This window comes from Rhodococcus sp. EPR-157 (genome assembly GCF_001647195.1).
Lineage (GTDB): Bacteria > Actinomycetota > Actinomycetes > Mycobacteriales > Mycobacteriaceae > Rhodococcoides.
This window is the reverse complement of sequence record NZ_LVCV01000236.1, coordinates 1-17,411: the sequence shown is the minus strand read 5'-3', so window position 1 is coordinate 17,411 and position 17,411 is coordinate 1. Positions and strand designations below refer to the sequence as shown.

Here is a 17,411-nt window from a genome sequence, read left to right as displayed (position 1 = left end):
AGCGTCGTGATCGACTCGCGCCGAATGATGTGGGCAAGTCGCGCAGGATCACGATGGTCGTCGGGCCCGGCTATGACGAGCGTCGCCCCCGACGTCGGAGCGGACCAGAACTCCCACACCGACAGGTCGAACGTCGCTGCGGTCTTCAGCAGAACCGAATCGTCAGCTCCGAGATCGAACTCGGCGCGCTTCCACGTCAACTGATTGACGATTGCCGCATGGCTCACGGCGACGCCCTTGGGTCGGCCCGTCGATCCCGAGGTGAAGATCACGTAGGCACAGTTGTCGGTGTGCAGTGGCGCAGTTCGCTCCGAGTCGGTGATCGTTGAGCTCGCGTACGACGACACGTCGAGGCTGTCGATGTTCACCACGGGGGTGTCCGCGGTCGACCGGTCGGTGAACGCTTCTCCGTCGCGCTCGGTGGACAGCAGCAATATCGGCTCGGCGGAGTCGAGAATGTACTCGATCCGCTCGAGCGGCTGGTCCGGGTCCACAGGCACGTACGCGCCACCGGTCTTCGCGACAGCGAACATCGCGACGACCAGATCCGCGCTGCGGCGAATCGCCAATGCCGTCCGTGTTTCCGGTCCCACTCCGCGGCCGATCAGATAGCGCGCCACTGCGTTGACGCGCGAATCGAATTCGCGGTAGGTCCATCGTCGATCGCCCTCGACCAGAGCAATCGAGTCGGGGAGGCTCGCGACCTGCTCGTCGAACAGCGAGACCAACGTGGCGTCACGGTCGACGGGATGATCCGTCGCGTTCGCAGATTCGACGAGAAGGGCTCTCTCGGCGCTGCTGAGCAGCTCGACATCGCCGACCGGCGTTTCGGGCCGTTCCACGACGGTGTCGAGGAAGTGGACGAAACGGTGTGCGATCTTCTCGACCGTCGCGTGGTCGAACAGGCCTGTGGCGTAGGTGAACTCGGCCGACATGCCCGCGGGTGTCCCGTTTTCGTCGTAACGATCGACGACGATCAGGTGCAGATCGAACTGTGCGACGCCGGACTCGATCTCCATCGCAGCAATGTCGAGACCCGGGAGTGCCAGGTCCGTGATCCCCTGATTCTGGAACGAGAACCCGACCTGGAACAGCGGATGCCGAGCAGTCGAACGAACGGGGTTGAGGACCTCGACCAACCGCTCGAACGGAACGTCCGCGTTGGCGAACGCGCCGAGGTCGACCTCACGCGCACGATCGACGAGTTCGGTGAACGGCAACGCGCCGTCCACCTGTGTACGCAGCACCAGAGTGTTGACGAACATTCCGATCAGATCGTCCAGAGCGCGGTCGCCGCGGCCCGCAATGGGCGTGCCGACCGCGATGTCCGCGGTACCGGAGAGCCTGGCAAGCAGTCCTGCGAACGCCGCGTGCACCGCCATGAACAAGGTGCCACCCCGCGACCGCGCCAGATCGCGAAGCCGTCCGTGCAGTTCTGCGTCGACCTCGAATTCGACACTGCCACCTACGAACGACTGGGTGGCCGGCCGCGTGCGATCGGACGGAAGTGTCAGCTCGTCCGGGACGTCTGCCAGTGCTTCGGTCCAGTACCCGAGCTGCCGAGACGCCGTCGAATCCGCGTCGTCTTCGGAGCCGAGCATGTCGCGCTGCCAGAGGCTGAAGTCGGCGTACTGCACCGGCAACGGAGCCCATCCCGGCTCGGCGCCCGTGGTCCGAGCGGCGTACGCCGTCATCAGGTCGCGAGCCAGCGGAGCGACCGACACCCCGTCGACGCTGATGTGGTGCGCGACCATCGCGAGCACGTGTTCGTCCGCACCGGTCCGGTAGAGCTCGATTCGGATCGGTACCTCGGTCGTGACGTCGAACTGTGTCGAGGCGAGCGATGCGATCTTCTCGGGGACAGCTTCCGAAGCCACTTCCGTGACCGACAGTTCGGGGAGTGCCTGCGACGGGTGCAGTATCTGCTGCACCGGTCCGTTCTCGGTCTCCGGATACACGGTTCGCATCGACTCGTGGCGTGCGACGAGATCTGCGACGGCCGCACCGAGGGCGGCGACGTCCAGGTCGCCGGAGAGCCGAAGCGCGAACGGGACGAGGTACGCCGTGGACGTGGGATCGAACCGGTTGAGGAACCACATTCGACGCTGCGACAACGACAGTGGGATCTCGATCGGCCGTTCTCGGGCAACCAACGCGACCCGAGCTTCTCCGTCGGCCCGCTCGACCTCGACGGCGAGCTTCGCTACCGTACGGGCCTCGAAGAGGGCACGGACCGGCACCGAGGCGCCGACCGCAGCGCCGATGCGGGCCACCACTCTGGTCGCGATCAGTGAATTACCGCCGAGCTCGAAGAAGTCGTCGTCGGCACCGATGCGTTCGACGTCGAGCAGATCGGCGAAGATCTCCGCCACTATCTCTTCGATCGGAGTCGCCGGCGCACGGAACTCGCGCACCTCGAACACCGGTTCCGGCAACGCGCGACGATCGAGCTTGCCGTTGACGGTCAATGGAATTTCGGGCACGACCACGAAGGCCGACGGAATCATGTATTCCGGCAGCGCTGCCGCGACCGAGGAACGAAGATCCGCAGCGTCGACGGTCCCCCCGGACACGGGAACGACGTAGGCGACCAACTGGAGCGTGTCGTGTCGATCGGAGCGGACCACGACGGCAACCTGTCCCACCGAGTCGTCGGCGAGTACTGCGGACTCGATCTCGCCGAGCTCGATTCGGAAGCCTCGGATCTTGACCTGATCATCGGCGCGGCCGACGAACTCGAGATCTCCGTCGATGGTTCGACGTGCGACGTCTCCGGTCCGGTACATCAGCGAACCACCGGCGTGCGCCGGGGTTCCCGAGAACGGGTTGGCAACGAAGCGAGTGGCCGTCAAGTCGGTTCGACCGAGGTACCCGCGGGCCAACGTGCCGCCCGCAACGTACATTTCGCCTGCCACACCGACGGGAACCGGCTGGAGTCGTGTGTCCAGCACGTAGACACGAAGTCCCGGGATCGCACCGCCCACGACGGAACCCGTGGCACTCGACACCAGTTCTTCGTCGAGGCGGCGGTGCGATACGTGCACGGTGGTTTCGGTGATCCCGTACATGTTGACCAGTTCCGGAGAACGATCGCCGTGTCGAGCGAACCAGTCCGACAACCGCCGCAGTTCGAGTGCCTCACCGCCGAAGATCACGTACCGAAGCTGCAGATTCTGCCCGTCGGCGGGTGCGACTCGGTCCACCTCCGCCAGTTGGTAGAACGCCGACGGCGTCTGGTTGAGGACTGTCACGTTCTCACGAATCAACAACTCGCGGAACGACTCCGGCGATCGCGAGGTGAAGTAGTCCACGACGACGAGAGTGCCACCGTGAAGCAGTGGGCCCCACAGTTCCCACACCGAGAAATCGAATGCGTACGAGTGGAACAGCGTCCACACGTCGTTGCTGTCGAACTCGAACAGCCCGTCGGTGTTGGCCATGAGACGCGCCACCGCGACGTGCGGAACCATGACGCCCTTGGGGCGGCCGGTCGAACCCGAGGTGTAGATGACGTACGCAACATCGGACGGACGCAGCGGACGACTGCGCTCGGCGTCGTCGATCGGCGACGACTCGTGCCCCGACAGGTCGAGGAGGTCGACGTCGACGCTGTCGAGTTCGTGGGGCGCGGTGAACTCGCGGCCCGACCAGGTCACCAGCGCAGTGGGCGCAGCGTCCTCGAGCACGTACGCGATGCGATCGGAAGGGTTCGTCGGGTCCACCGGTACGTAGCCGCCGCCGGACTTGATCACGGCCAACAATGTGACGACCAGATCCACCGATCGCGGCAATGCCACAGCGACCAGGGACTCCGGGCCGACGCCCGTCGACATCAGATGACGTGCAAGACGATTGGAGCGCTCGTCGAGTTCCCGGTAGCTCAATCGTTCGGCACCGAACACCACCGCTGTCGACTCCGGCGAACGCTCGACCCGACGCCCGAACAGTTCGGCGAGGGTCGCGTCTGCGGCAACCCCGTCGACGCCTGCCCAGGTCGACGTCACCGATGTTCGTTCCTCGGAACCGAGTAGATCGATCTCGCCGATCACCACGTCCGCATCGTCGACGACCGCGTCGAGAACGCGCCGCAATCGCGCTCCGAACTCTTCGACGGTGCGTCTGTCGTAGAGATCGGTGGCATAGGTCCAGAACACCTGCAGGCCATCGAGAGCCCCGTCGGCTGCGACCGCTTCGGTGACCGTCAACTGCAGATCTGCGCGGGCCGTCGCAGCGTCGACGTCCACCGGTGTGACGGCCAGGCCGGGTAGTTCGAACTCGGTCCGACGGATGTTCTGGAACGCGAGCAGCACCTGAACCAGCGGGTGGCGGGCCTGTGAGCGCTCGGGATTGAGCACCTCGACCAGTCGCTCGAACGGAATGTCGGAGTGCGCGAACGCAGCCAGATCCACATCACGCGATGTCGCGAGCAGTTCGCTGAACTTTGCCGAAGCGTCCACATCGGTTCGCAGGACCAACGTGTTGACGAACATGCCGATCACGTCGTCGAGTGCGGCATCTCCGCGACCTGCGATGGGCGTGCCGACGACGACGTCCTCGGTAGCCGCCATGCGGGCGAGCAGTACCGCGACCGCGCTGTGGACGACCATGAACAAGGATGCGTTGTTCTCGCGCGCCAGCATCGACAACTGTCGGTGAACGGCAGCGGTCACCTCGAAGGACACTACGTCGCCTCGACCCGACGCAACCTCGCCGCGCGGCCGATCGGACGGCAATGTCACCTCGTCCGGCAATTCCGCGAGGACATCGCGCCAGTACGACTCCTGCTGCGCGAGCAGCGATCCCGGATCGGATTCGGAACCGAGTACCTGTCGCTGCCAGATGGCGAAGTCCGCGTACTGGACGTCGAGCATCGGCCAACCGGGCTCCTGGCCTTCCGTGCGGGACACGTACGCGGTCATCACGTCCCGCGCCAGCGGAGACATCGAGAATCCATCCGCGGCGATGTGGTGTGCCACGAACATCAGTACGTGCTCATCCGCCGAGACACGGAAGAGACGGGCTCGGAACGGGACCTGCAGTGTGACGTCGAAGCCGGTGGCGGCCAGCTCGTACATCTTCGCCGGCAGTTCGTCCGCGTGGACGAGCACCGGTGCCAGATCGAGCGCGACATCACCGACGGCCAGGATCTTCTGATATCCGGATCCGTCGTCGTCGGGGTAGACCGTACGGAGCGACTCGTGACGGCTCAGCAGATCGCTCACCGCTGCCGTGAGCGCATCCACATCGAGGGCGCCGGTGAGCCTGATTGCCGCAGGGATGTTGTTGACGGCCGACTCGGTATCGAACCGGTTGAGGAACCACATCCGTTGCTGCGCAAGGGACAGCGGGATCTGCGCCGGACGGACCTGCCGCCCGAGCTTGGCACGACCACCTGTTCCGGCCTTCCGTTCGACACTGGCGGCCAGCGCACCGACAGCCGAATTCTCGAACAGCTCGCGAACACCGACGCTCGTCTCGAGCGCGGCACCGAGCCTCGATACCAGCTGCATTGCGACCAGCGAGTTTCCGCCCAGCTCGAAGAAATCGTCGTCGAGACCGACCCTTTCGGTGCCGAGAACGTCCGCAAACACCTGCGCGACGATCTCCTCGATCGGCGTGACGGGCGAACGGAACTGCGCGACGTCGATGCTGGGCACCGGCAGAGAGCGACGGTCGAGCTTGCCACTGGCATTGAGCGGCAGGAAGTCCAGCGTCACGAACGCGGACGGGACCATGTACGACGGCAACGACGCCTTCAGTGCCGAACGCAGCGCAGCAGAATCGATGGATCGGCCTGGCGACGGTACGACATAGGCGACGAGCCGATCGCCTGCTCGCGCGTCGGAGTGAACGACGACGACCGAATCGTCGACATTCTCGCCTGCGGTGCGAAGACTGGACTCGATCTCACCGAGTTCGACGCGCTGACCACGAAGCTTGACCTGAAAGTCGCTGCGTCCGACGTACTCCAGCTCACCGGCAGGATTCCACCGCACGAGGTCACCGGTACGGTAGAGACGAGTGCCCTTCTCTCCGAATGGATTCGCCACGAATCGTTCGGCCGTCAAGTCCGTTCGGTTCGCGTAACCCCGAGCGAGCTGAACACCACCGACGTACAGCTCTCCCAGGACGCCCGCGGGCACCGGGTGCATCCGGTTGTCCAACACGTAGACCTGAGTGTTCCACAGCGGCACCCCGATGGGCACGTGCGCGGAATCAGCCTCCGTGACAGCGTGATAGGTGACATCCACGGCCGTCTCGGCGGGTCCGTACAGGTCGTGCAGCTCAGCTCCGGGGAACACACGCCGTACTCGGTTCACCGTAGACGGCGTGAGCGCCTCGCCGCCGACGAACAGTAGCCGTAGCGAACGGCACGCTTCGGTGTCGACGTCGGTGACGTACACCGACAGCACAGAGGGAACGAAGTGCGCCAGCGTCACCTGTTCCCGCTCGATGATGCGGGTGATCCGGCTCGGATCACGGTGCGCGTCATGGGGCGCGATGACCAGTGAGGCACCGTTCTCCAACCCCCAGAAGAACTCCCACACCGACACGTCGAACGTCGCCGGTGTCTTCTGAATCAACACGTCGGCGTCGGACAGTGGGTAGACATCCTGTCGCCACAGCATTTGGTTCACGATCGCGCGATGGCTGACCGAGACGCCCTTCGGCTTGCCGGTCGAGCCCGAGGTGAAGATCAGGTAGGCGGGATTGTCCGGTCGCAACGGCGAAGTCCTGTCCGCATCCGTGATCGGTGTCGACGGCACATCGCTCAGATCCAACAGGTCGAACACACAGATCGGAGCATCCGTAGGCAGCGACTCGGCGATGTCGGCAGTGACGAGGACGATGGACGGCTGTGCGGTCGCCAGCACGTGTTCGTTGCGCGCGGAAGGCTGATCGGGATCGATGGGTACGTACGCAGCGCCGGACTTGACGACCGCATACATGCCGATCAACAGCTCGAAGGAACGTCGTGCGACCAGCGCGACCGTGGACTCCGGCCCCACACCCCTGTCGATCAAGCACCGAGCCAAGGAGTTGGCTCGTGCGTCGAACTCCGCGTAACTCAGCACAGCAGACGGTTCTTCGGTCTCCGATGCCAGAACCAACGCAGGCGCGTCCGGGGTGCGTGCAACCTGAGCGTCGAAGAGAGACACCAAGGTGTGCCTGTCGTCGAGGTCGTGGTCGGTGTCGTTGACCGACCGTACGAGTCGGTCGTACTCGTCGGGATCGTGAAAATCGATGTCGCCGACGATGATTGCCGGATCGGAACCGACTGCCTGCACGATGCGCTGGAACCTGTCCGCGAGCGCCTCGACGGTAGGCTCGTCGAAAAGATCGGTCGCGTAGGTGAAGAGACAGGACAACCCCGCGCCGACCCCGTACTCGTCGACCTTCTGACTCATCGTCAACTGAAGGTCGAACTTCGACCCCTTGGTTGCGAAATCGACCATCGAGACCGACAGTCCAGGCAGCTCCAGATTGGTCCGCTCCATGTTCTGGAACGACAGCATCACCTGGAACAGTGGGTGGCGAGCCTGCGAGCGAGCTGGGTTGAGCACCTCGACGAGCCGCTCGAACGGAACATCGGCGTTGGCGAAGGCCGCGAGGTCCGTCGTGCGAGTGCGCGCGAGCACCTCTTCGAAACGTGCACGCCCGTCGACCGGGGTCCGAAGAACGAGCGTGTTGACGAACATGCCGATCAGATCGTCGAGCGCCGACTCACCGCGCCCGGCCACCGGGGTACCGATCACGATGTCGTCGGTTCCCGACATGCGGGCCAGCAGAACAGCGAAGGCCGAGTGCATCACCATGAACAACGACGAGCTGTGGCGATGCGCGACGTCGGTCAGGACGTTCACAGTGTCCTGGTCGATGTCGAAAGTCACTCCGGCGCCGCGATTGGATGCGACGGCAGGCCTCGGGTGATCCACCGGCAGGTCCAACTGCGCAGGTATCCCGGCGAGAGTTGTCTTCCAGTAGTCCTGTTGACGAGCCAGCAGCGAGTCCGGGTCGTCTTCGTGCCCGAGCATGTCACGCTGCCACAGGCTGTAGTCGGCGTACTGAACCGGCAGCGGCAACCAGTTCGGTTGCACCCCTTCGGATCGCGCGACATACGCGGTCATCACATCTCGAGTCAGCGGGCCCATCGAATAGCCGTCCGTGGAGATGTGATGGACGACCAGTACCAAAATGTGCTCGGTCGGGCTGATCTCGAACAAGCGCGCGCGAAGCGGCAGTTCGACGGTGACGTCGAAGCCCGTCGTCGCAACCTCTTCCAGCACCGAGAAGATGTCTCCTCCGGAGATCTCGATCGGCGCGAGATCCGGGATGACCTGACTCGTCGGCAGCACCAACTGGTGCCCCGAGCCATCGACCTCGGGGAAGACAGTTCGCAGGGACTCGTGCCGATCCAGCACGTCGGCAACCGCCACGTTGAGTGCTTGCCGGTCGAGCAGACCGGACAGTCGAACGGCAACAGGAATGTTGTTGACCCCGGAGGCCGTATCGAACCTGTTGAGGAACCACATTCGCTGCTGGGCAAGCGACAGGGGAACCAACTCGGGGCGCACCTGCGGAACCAACGGCTTGCGTCGGCCGGCGCCCGCCCTCTCGGCAAGCACCTGAGCCAGTGCGGCGACCGACGGATTCTCGAAGAGCGAACGCACGCCGATTTCCGCATCGAGGGCCGCACCCAGTCGCGTCACGACCCGCGTTGCGATCAGCGAGTTTCCACCGAGCTCGAAGAAGTCGTCGTCGAGCCCGACCTCGGTGGCGTCGAGAACCTCGGCGAACACGCGAGCGACCGTCTGCTCCGTCGGGGTGACGGGTTCGCGGTACTCACGTTGTACGTGAACCGGATCGGGCAGCGCGCGGCGGTCCAACTTGCCGGTCGCACCCAGCGGAAACTCTGTCATCGGCACGAACACGGACGGCACCATGTACTCGGCCAGTCGCTGGGCCAACGCTGCCCGGACAGGTCGTAGATCGGTCTCGGGCGCGACGACCACGTAGGCGACCAACTGCTCGCCGCGCACCAGCACAGCTGCCTGCTGGATCTGCGCATTCTCGAGCAGAACTGTCTCGATCTCGCCGAGCTCGATTCGCAGTCCTCTGAGCTTGACCTGTGAATCGCTCCGGCCGATGTATTCGAGTTCGCCCGCACGATTCCACCGCACGACGTCACCGCTGCGATACATCCGACTTCCGTTCTGCGCGAACGGGTCTGCGACGAATCGGTCGGCGGTCAGGTCGGGCCGTCCGATGTATCCGCGGGCCAGTTGAGCACCCGCGAGATACAGCTCACCTGCAACACCGACCGGCACCGGCGACAGACGGGCGTCGAGCACGAACACCGACGTGTTCCACACAGGTGCGCCGATCGGCATCACCACGGTGTCGACGTCGCTCACCCGGTGATAAGTGACATCGACGGCGGCTTCGGTGGGGCCGTACAGGTTGTGCAGGGAGACCCTGGGCAGTGCTCGACGTAGCGCCTGTGCCGTCGTCGGGGCCAGTGCTTCCCCCGAGGCGAAGACGAGACGCAATGAACTTCCGGCTGCGCGGCGGACCTCGACCTCCGGGACGAATACCGCCAACATCGACGGCACGAAGTGCGCGACCGACACACGTTCGCGCTGGATGAGTTCGAGTAGGTAGACGGCGTCGCGGTGGCCGTCGGGCACTGCGACCACTACGGACGCCCCGGTCTGCAGAGCCCAGAAGAACTCCCAGACCGACACGTCGAACGTCGACGGAGTCTTCTGCAGCACTACGTCGTCGGCGCCGATCGGATACTCGTTCTGCATCCACAGCAGACGGTTGACGATGGCCGAATGCGCCACCGCGACGCCCTTGGGCCGTCCGGTCGATCCGGACGTGAAGATCACGTACGCCGTGTTCCATTCACGCAGCGGAGACACTCGGTCACTGTCGACGACGGGCGCGCTCGAAAACTCGTCCACATCCAGCACATCGATGTCAATGACCTCGATGTCGGCGAGTTCGAGATGATCACGCGTGGTGGACAACACGCAGACCGGCGACGCGGTCGACACGATGTACTCGTTGCGCTCGGCCGGCTGTGTCGGATCGATCGGCACGTACCCGGCGCCTGCTTTGACGATGGCGTACATTCCGACCAGCAGTTCCAGGCTGCGGCCGATCGCGAGACCGACCAGCATGTCCGGACCGACCCCGATCGAGATCAGATGCCGTGCAAGACGGTTGACTCGGGCGTCGAAATCCGAGTACGTGAATCTCTCGCCTTCGTAGACCACTGCCTTCGCGTCGGGAGTGGCCGAGACCTGACGATCGAAGAGGTCGACCAGCGTGCGACCCGGGGCGAGATCATGCTGCGTACGGTTCCACGTCGACACGACGCGCTCGCGCTCGCCGATGTCGAGGAGATCGATATCGCCCACTGCGACCGAAGAATCCCTGACGACCGCTTCGAGCACCCGAACGAATCGAGATGCGAAGCTACGGACGGTCTCCGAATCGAAAAGGTCTATCGCATAGGTCAATTCGGCGGACATTCCTTGCCCACGCCCGTCGACTCCGATCGACTCGGTGACGTTGAGCTGCAGGTCGAACTTGGCGACCTCGGCGTCGAGCGCGACACTGTCGACCGAGAGACCGGGAAGTTCGACGTGTGTCCGGGTGAGATTCTCGAACGACAGCATTACCTGGAACAGTGGGTGGCGCGCCTGTGAACGCGCCGGATTGAGTACCTCGACGAGGCGTTCGAACGGCAGATCCGCATGCCCGAACGCACCGAGCGCCACTTCCCGCGCTCGACCGATCTGTTCCGAGAACGATCTCGACGCATCGATATCGGTGCGCAGCACCAGAGTATTGACGAACATCCCGACCAAATCGTCGAGCGCGGCATCGCCGCGACCTGCAACCGGCGTTCCGATGGCGATGTCGCCCGTCCCGGACAGCCTGGCAAGGAGGACGGCAAGAGCACCGTGGACGACCATGAACAGGGACGCGTTGTGCGCGTGCGCCAGGACCGACAGCTCGCGGTGGATCTCCGCTGGGATCTCGAACCGGATGGACGAGCCCTTGTACGACTGACGGCTCGGCCGCGGTCGGTCGGTCGGCAGGTCGAGTTGATCCGGAAGTCCAGCGAGGATGTCGGCCCAGTACTCGACCTGGCTCGAAATGAGCGAGGCCGACTCGTCCTCCGAGCCGAGAACAGAACGCTGCCACAGGCTGTAGTCGGCGTACTGGACGGCCAGTGGCAACCAGTTGGGATGCTCCCACGCCGTCCGAGCCGCGTAGGCGATCATGATGTCGCGGGCGAGCGGGCCCATCGACCAACCGTCCGCCGAGATGTGGTGGACAACCATCGCAACCACGTGTTCACGTGGTCCTATCTCGAACAACCGGGCCTGGATGGGAACGTTCACGGTCACGTCGAACGTGGTGGAGGCCAGCGCGAATACCTGCCGCTGGATGTCCGCGGCCGACGTCAGAATCGGAGTCAGATTCGGAACGGTCTGGGCAGCGTCGAGAATGCACTGTCGTGGACCCTCGGCGGTGTCCGGGTAGACGGTCCGCAACGACTCGTGGCGGTCGATGACATCCATGATGGCAACCTGCAGCGCCGCCACGTCCAACTCGCCGGTCAGTCGCAGCGCGAACGGAATGTTGTACGCCGTCGAATCGCGGTCGAACCGATTGAGGAACCACATCCGTTGCTGCGCAAGGGACAAGGGGATGCGCTCGGGCCGTACAGCAGCGACGAGCGCGGTGCGACCGCCCTCGCCTGCTGCTTGTTCCACCCGCACTGCCAGGAGCGCGACGGTGGATGCCTCGAAGAGCATGCGCACGGGAACGCTGGCATCCAGCGCCACGCCCAGCCGAGAAACGACCTGGGTTGCGATCAGCGAGTTGCCGCCCAGCTCGAAGAAATCGTCGTCGAGACCGACCCGCTCGACCCCGAGCACCTCGGCGAACACTTCGGCGACGATCTCCTCGATCGGAGTCGTCGGCGCACGGAACTCGCGTACCTCGAACACCGGTGCAGGCAGCGCCCGACGATCGAGCTTTCCGTTGACCGTCAGCGGGATGGAGTCCAGAACCACGAATGCCGATGGCACCATGTACTCCGGCAACTGCTCGACCACGTTGGCGCGCAGCGCATCCACATCGACCGTGGCACCGCCCTTCGTGATACTGCCGTTCGTGGCACCGCCGTTCGAGTTCTCACCCACGACGTAGGCCACCAGCCGAGCCGTGCCCGGCATGTCCTCGCGGACGATGACGGCGGCCTGAGTGACCGAGTCCTGCGCGGTGACAACGGCTTCGATCTCCCCGAGCTCGATTCGGAACCCACGAATCTTCACCTGGTCGTCCGAGCGTCCCAGGTATTCCAGCTCACCGGCTGCGTTCCACTGTGCGACGTCACCGGTGCGGTAGAGCAACGAGTGCCCGTCACCCGAACCGAACGGATCGGCAACGAATCGAACCGACGTCAAGTCCTGCCTGCCGAGGTAACCCCGTGCCAGCTGGCCACCGGCGACATAGAGCTCGCCCGGGACACCGATAGGCACGGGATGCAGGCGCGCATCGAGGACGTACACGCGAAGACCTGCAATCGGCTTACCCACGACCGAAGCCGAAGTCGCGGCGAGAGCGGCCTCCGTCAAGTGTTGATACGACACGTGCACTGTCGTCTCGGTGATGCCGTACATATTGACCAACCGAGGCTGCGCATCGCCATGCCGGTCGAACCACCCTGCGAGGCGGCGCGGTTCGAGCGCCTCGCCACCGAAGATCACATACCTCAAGGCACGAGCGTCGGCCTGTCCGATCTCACCGTCGAGATGTGAGACCTCACCATTGGACCCTGGGTCGACGCTGGCGGCGTGCACGGCGGTCCGATCCGCCTCGGACAGCTGATAGAACGCCGACGGCGTTTGGTTGAGAACAGTGACCTGCTCGTCGACCAACAATTGGTGGAACGCCTCGGGCGTACGCGAGGTGAAGTAGTCCACCACCACGAGTCGTCCGCCGTACAGCAGTGGACCCCACAGCTCCCAGACCGAGAAGTCGAACGCGTAGGAGTGGAACATCGTCCACACGTCGTCCGCACCGAATCGATACACCTCGGTGGTGTTCGCGAACAGCCGCACCACGTTGCGGTGCGAGACCAGAACGCCCTTGGGTCGGCCGGTCGAGCCCGAGGTGTAGATCACGTAGGCGATATTGTCGGGTCCGAGGGGACCACGCCGATCGGCGTCGGCGATCGGCGCGTCGGAATGCGCCTCGAGACCTACCTCATCGAGATCGAGCGATCTTGCACCACAGAGCTTTTCGACGTCCGCCGGCAATTCGACGCCAGCTGCGCCCGAGTACAGAATGCTGATCGGGCGAGCGTCCTCGAGCATGAACTCCATGCGATCGACGGGATAGTTCGGATCGAGTGGAAGGTATCCCCCGCCTGCTTTGACCACAGCGAGAAGCGCGACGACCAACTCGATCGAACGAGGCAGCGCAATGGCGACCAGTGTCTCCGGCCCCACCCCGTGCGAGATCAACAGGCGCGCAAGTCGATTGGTTCGAGAGTCCAACTCTGCGTAGGTCAGCGAGCTGTCGCCGAACGTCACCGCAACATTCGACGGGTAAGCACGTGCCGCGTCGCCGAACAGGTTCACCAGGGTCGTGGGTTCGGAGACATCGACACCCGAGACGTTCCAGTCCGATGCAACGGACCGATACTCGTCCGCCTCGATGATCTGCACGTCCCCGACCGGCCGGCGAGGATCCGCAGTGACCGAGTTCAGGATCGCCGTGAATCTCGTTGCGAAACTCGCGACGAGTTCGGCGTCGAACAGATCGGTGGCGTACTCGAAGACCGCGACGATACCGGCGGGCATGCCGTCGTCGTCGTGATGCTCGGTCAACCACAGCTGGAGGTCGAACTTGGCGATCGGGACGTCGAATTCGTCTGCTACCGCACGCAATCCGCCCACGTTGAGTTCGCGAGACATTGCCGATTCGAGCGAGAGCGCGACCTGGAACAGCGGATGACGTGACGTCGAGCGCGCCGGATTGAGGACTTCCACCAATCGCTCGAACGGGACGCCCGCGTGTGCGAATGCGGACAGGTCTGTATCCCGAACATGACCGACCAGGGTTTCGAACGAGTCACCTGGATCGACCTCGGTACGGAGGACGAGAGTGTTGACGAACATTCCGACGAGGTCGTCCAGTGCGGGCTCTCCGCGCCCGGCGACGGGCGCACCGATGGCGATGTCGGTGGTGCCACTGAGCCTGGCGAGCAGGATCGCGTACGCGGACTGCATCACCATGAACAGCGAGGCACTGTTCGCACGTGCAAGTCCGGCAAGCGCCGAGTGCAGCTCCGCGGGCAGCTCGATGCGCAGCTTGGCCCCGGAGTTGGACGAGACGGTAGGACGCGGACGACTGAACGGCAGCGTCAGCTGATCGGGTAGATCTTCGAGTGTGGCGCTCCAGTACCGAATTTCACGCGCGGACAGCGATGTCGGGTCCGATTCCGGTCCGAGTACCGCGCGCTGCCACAGCGCGTAGTCGGCGTATTGCACGCTCAGCGGCGACCAGTCCGGCTCACGACCGTCCGCGCGTGAGGAATACGCGACCAGCACGTCGCGGGCGAGAGGACCGAACGACGCACCGTCGGCGGCGATGTGGTGGAGCACCATCGCGAACTCGTGCTCGGTCGGCGAGATCTCGAAAATCGCGGTACGGAACGGCGCGTCGACGGTGACATCGAAGCCCTTGCCCACGAGCTCACCGAGATGCCGGGACAAGTTCTCGCGAGCGATCCGCGTGGGCACTATGTTCGTGGGAACGCGGGCAGGGTCGAGTACGACCTGCTCCGGCGAGCCATCGACCTCGGGATAGATGGTGCGAAGCGATTCGTGCCTGCGCACGACGTCGGCGAACGCGGCCGACAGCGCTTCGACATTCAGCTTGCCGGTCAGACGAACAGTGAACGGGAGGTTGTACACCGCGGTCGACGGATCGAAGCGGTTGAGAAACCACATCCGCTGCTGTGCGGGCGAGAGCGGAATCCGGTCGGGCCGATCACGCGCCTCGAGCACGGGGGCGTCGTTGCCGACGACCGACGCCGATTCCGCACGAGCAGCGAGAGCGCCAACGGTCGGCGCCTCGAACAACTCGCGTACGCCCAGTCGGATACCGAGCGCCGACCCGACACGGGTAACGAGTTGTGTTGCAATCAGCGAGTTTCCGCCGAGCTCGAAGAAGTCCTCGTCGAGACCGACGTGGGTTGCGCCCAAGACGTCCTCGAACACGCCCGCGACCACGTATTCGGCATGGCTCTGTGGCGCTCGGTACGTCTTGACACTGGTGAACACCGGCTCGGGCAGGGCCTTGCGGTCGAGCTTGCCGCTCGTGTTGAGCGGAAGTGCGTCCAGCACCATGATCGAGGCCGGGACCATGTACGAGGGCAGTGACCGTCCGGCGAACTCCACCGCCTGGGCAGCGTCGATCGCGGTACCGGGCGCCGGCACGACGTAGGCGACCAATTGTTCACCGGTCGCGGTGGGAACGACGAGCGCGACAGCCTGGGAAATCGACTCGTGCGCAAGAAGAACCGTCTCGATCTCGCCGAGTTCGATGCGCTGGCCGCGGAACTTGACCTGGAAATCGGTACGGCCGATGTAATCGATCGTGCCGTCGGCGCGCCATTTGACGAGGTCGCCTGTGCGGTACATTCGCTCCCCCGCCGACCCGAAGGGGTTGGCAACGAAGCGATCCGAGCTCAGATCGGGACGCCCGACGTAACCGCGCGCCAATTGAACACCGGCGAGGTAGAGCTCGCCTGCCTCGCCGATCGGCGTCGGGCGCAGTCTCCCGTCCAGGACGAACGTTCGGGTGTTCCACTCCGGTACGCCGATCGGAACGGTCTTGAGATCCGCAATTCCACTCTCGTAGTACGTGACCGACACGGCAGCCTCGGTCGGACCGTACAGGTTGTGCAGACCCGCACGGGAGAGATCACGGAACGCCGCGGCGGTTTCCGCCGGCAGCGCCTCACCGATGACGAATACGTGCCGAAGAGAACCACATGTCCCGGCAGGCGCGTTGGCCACGAAGACGGACAACATCGACGGCACGAAGTCGGTGACGGTGACGCCGTACTCGGCGATCTTGTCCGCGACGTAGATCGAGTCACGATGACCGTCCGGAGTCGCGAGCACCATCGTGGCGCCGACTCGAAGCGGAAGAAAGAAGCCCCACAACGACACGTCGAACGTCGTCGCGGTCTTCTGGAGGTAGACGTCCGAGGATTCCAGACCGTATTCGGCGGTCATCCACTGCAGCTGATTGTCGATTGCCGCGTGCGAAACCGCAACGCCCTTGGGGCGGCCGGTCGAGCCCGAGGTATAGATCACGTACGCCGTGTTGTCCATCCGCAACGGGGACAGTCTTTCTCGGTCCTCGACGCGTGATCCCCTCAGCTTCCCGAAGTCGACCAGGTCGACCTCGACGACGTCCGTGCCCGCGGGAAGTTCGACCGCATCGCGTGAGACGGTCAGCACGCACAGCGGCTGCGCGGATTCGAGGATGTAGGCCGTGCGATCCGCGGGGTGATCGGGATCGATCGGAACCCAGGCACCGCCGGCCTCGACGATCGCGTACATCGCGACGACCAGATCCAGCGACCGTCGAATAGACAAACCTACGAGAGTCTCGGGCCCGACACCTTTGTCGATGAGGATTCGGGCAAGGCCACCGACTCGCGCGCCGAGTTCACCGTAGGACAGCGATCGGTTCTCGAACACCAGCGCCGTCGCGGACGGGTCGGCGTCCACTCGCGCATGGAATTCGGACAGCAACGTGGCCGGGACGAGCTCCCGCGCCGTGTCGTTCCAGGACCGGAGAACCTGCCTCTGTTCGTCTTCGGTGACAAGGGCGAGATCCCACACACGAGTGTCGGGAGCCGACTCGACGAACCGATCGAAGAAGTCGACGAATCTGCTGTGGTTCCGCTCCGATTCCTCGGACGAGTACAGGTTCGGGTTCGATTCGAAATCGATGTGAGTCTTGCTGCCCGCGACGCTCTGATAAAGGTTGAGACCGAAATCCTCGATCAGGCCCGTCGAAAGTATGTTGATGCCTCCGACCATGGAGCCGAGTCGCACCTCGCCGAAGAACAGCATGATGTTGACCCAGGGCCCGAAGAACGACGCCTGGCCGCTTGCCCCGCCTGCGTCACGTCGGATGTCCTCGTGGCGATAACGCTGGTGCCGCAGCGCACCGGTGACCTCGGTCCCGATGCGTGCGAGTAACTGTTCGACCGTGGTCTCCGCCGACACGTCGAGTCGTAGCGGAACGACGTTGGAGACCATTCCACCCGAGCGCCGAAGAACCGCGGTCGTGCGAGC

The 17,411-nt window shown here is 64.3% G+C and carries 1 protein-coding gene; it reads right to left on the bottom strand.

The window, feature by feature from the left end; genetic code table 11:
• Window positions 1-17,411, bottom strand: a 17,411-nt coding sequence (locus tag A2J03_RS10790) for a non-ribosomal peptide synthetase (RefSeq protein ID WP_068373286.1), incomplete at both ends; no start/stop codon positions are given.